The organism is Pantoea sp. Morm (assembly GCF_016643525.1).
In the GTDB taxonomy this organism is placed as follows: domain Bacteria; phylum Pseudomonadota; class Gammaproteobacteria; order Enterobacterales; family Enterobacteriaceae; genus Pantoea; species Pantoea dispersa.
On the sequence record NZ_VOQX01000189.1, the window covers coordinates 1 to 3,041 of the forward strand.

Annotated in this window: 1 protein-coding gene; it reads right to left on the reverse strand. The window is 49.4% G+C overall.

Annotated features, from left to right (window positions below):
* Positions 1 to 2,207 (reverse strand): ESPR-type extended signal peptide-containing protein (locus tag FT726_RS26565; RefSeq protein WP_346303778.1); only part of this gene is annotated, 2,207 nt, incomplete at its 3' end.
* Between the last annotated feature and the right edge of the window lie 834 nt (positions 2,208 to 3,041).

Sequence of the window (3,041 nt, forward strand, 5' to 3'; positions counted from 1 at the left end):
ACACCGGTCCATGCCGAGCTGCCGCTCAGGTTGATCTGGCTGTCGGTGGTCTGGCTGCGGTCAATGTCCACGTTGCCTTCGAACAGCGAGTGGTTGCTGCCGTTCAGTACCACCGAGCCGGCGGTCGAACCTTCCGCTGTGTTATAGCCGGTTTTCAGCAGCGTGCTGCCGCTCAGCAGCGAGTTATCAGCGTCGATGTGCATGTCGGTGCCGGTCAGCACGTTGACTGCGGTGCCGTCGGTCGCGGTGATGCGGGTATTGGCGAGCTTGATGTCCGCAAGTGTGGCCTGATATTGCGAAAGAATGCCAGTAGCATTCTCACCAAAAACCTGAATATTTGAATCGCTCAGGGACAGATGATTGGTAAGATCCGGCACATTTAAATTCAGCACATTTATCGCGGCATTAAAACCTGCCGTATCGGTGCCGCTTTTTTCAATAAAAACCTTATTGCCATTAAATGTGCCGCCGTCCTGCACTTCAATACCATAACCGCCGCTGCGCGCCTTTATAGCGATATTTTCAGCGTTTAGGGTACTGGCGTATTGAGCCGTTAGCGCTGAGCTATTTGCCTGAGTATCGATCTCAATATTTTCAAGATTAATAACACTGTCATAGGTACCCAGCACGGCGTATCCGGCACTTTCTCCCATTTCGATGCGGCTGTCGGAGAGGTTTAATACTGTTCCCTCGCCATAAGCAGACACACCGATGCCGCTGCCAGTAATGTTGATGACGTTATTCTCTGCATTAAGCGTTGATTTCGCTTCTGCTGTCAGACCATTCGCTTCTGCCCCGTTGATCAGAAATGCGCTGTTATTCAGGTTTAGCAGGGAACCTTCACCCGTTACATAACCGCCATGCGCATCGTTACCTGTAGTGCTGATTTCTGCTCCTGATAAATCCAGCTTTGCACCGCTCTCAGTAATTACGCCATGCGCCTTGTCTCCACGGGTGGCGATTTGCACACTACGGGCATGTAATGTCGAAGCGTTAGCAGCATATACCCCAAACGCGCGTTTTCCGGTTGTAGATACCGTCCCATTCATCAGTGTAAGGTCCGTACCGTCATTGTTAGCAAATATGCCATACGACTGAATACCACTGGTAACAACGTCCATACCGCTGGCATTCAGTGTGCCGCCTAATCCTGCAACCAAACCATAGGCTCTGTTGCCATCGGTGCGGCTTGTGACATTTTTCAACTCTAGCTGCGAATTTTTTCCGGTTGCATAAATGCCGTAAGCGCCATCTCCGGAAGTGGTAACCTGCACGCCGCTGGCGCTGAGCCTTCCACCATCCCGTGTTAACAGAGTTCCTGCCAGCAGACCATAGGCTTTGGTGCCGCTGGTCGTGATACTCACATTATCAAGATCCAGTCGTGAATTATTGCCTGCTGCATAAGCACCGTAAGCACCATTTCCGCTGGTGGTTATCGTTCCGCCTGTCAGCGTGAGTTCGGAGTCAGGATTAATGGCGAATACACCATAGGATTCATCGCCACTGGTGACGACCTGGACTCCATTTGCATTGAGCCTGCCGCCTGACCCCGCGATGAGTCCATAAGACTGGTTACCTTTAGTGGTGACGCTACCCCCCTGCAGATTAATCTGTGAATCCGTGGCGCGGGAATAAACGCCATAGGCAGCATCACCCTGGGTGACGTAGTCTGCGTTGACACTGTTAAGAATGCCGCCTGTAGAAGCATAAGCGCCGTGAGCATCTGCACCCTGAGTTTCGACACGGGTTCCGTCAATTTTTATTGTTCCGGTGAAGCTCGATACCACACCGTAGCCCCCATCACCGCGGGTTTGCACACTCCCGCGAATCATCTCAATTGCGGAAGAAGCGCTGGTAGAGAAAATACCGTATCCCTGGTTGCCATCGGCCAGCACCCTCACATCCGTGATGCTCCCCTTGCCCCCATTCTGCACCAGCAATCCATGATAATCGTCGCCGTCAGCCTGCAGTGTCTGATTACTCAGTACGAGCTGATCGTCAGGCCCTGTCAGAATCGCGCCATGGTCGGCTAGCGCCGGGAGGGAAATGGCGAGCAGCAGAGCTGAACCAAACGCACCGACGATTAAAAATAAGTGATTGAGTGCAGGGCCAGAACAACAGGATTTTACTTTGCCGCGCGCCAGCTCCGATGCAACGACATAGCCTTGCTGTGCATAATTCCAGATAACACGATAAATTTTGTTCATGCTTTTCCTTGGTTGATCAGTTCATTCCGTAAAAGTCATGATGTAACAGAGCCGCAGTAGTGATTATTTCAGCCACTCAATCTGGCTCAATTAAATAAAAAACACCTCAAATTAACTCTTGTGAATTGAGCTTGCTTGCGACTATTTACGATTAAAATCAGCTCGCCAGCATAAATAAAATGCTGCAAATAGCGAACCACCCGGCAATGTTCAAAAAGAAATTTGAAACCAGCGAATAATAAAACCTTAAATTTTTCAGGCAAGCTGCAATGCCTTTTTGTTCAGGGCGGGTTTATTAAACCAGTACATTCGATCTTGATTGCCGGGACAAGCAAAAAGTTCACAACCATTAATTAGCTAATTAACTACTTTCAATATAAACCGACATCAAACTTAATAAGAAAAAAGATTAATAATCGCCTGAGGAAATGGTCCAATATAATAAAATGAATAATTACCCCTGCTTAAAGCAGTATAAAAAGAATTAATTTCTTCATCGGTATCCCTCAACTAACGGAGCAGTGCGAAATGCTGGAAGATGTGGAGGAAATGCAGGAAGAGAGAGATTATCCTGATTTATTTGCAGGAAGCGATTACGCTGGAGGAGTAGATGGAAGGCGCGTTCCATAATCAAACCACACCTGCGCAAGCCGGTGCGCACTGATTGCGCACCGTCAGATGTTTTTGATTAGCTTATGCAGCAGCGGCGCAAACATGCTAACGGCCACAATAAAACGGCCCCCGTTACGAGAGCCGTTTATCATCAGAAGCTGACTTTCACGCCCGCCACCGCGCTGGTGTCGCTGTAGCTGTGGTTGCCCAGCTGCTGCGCCA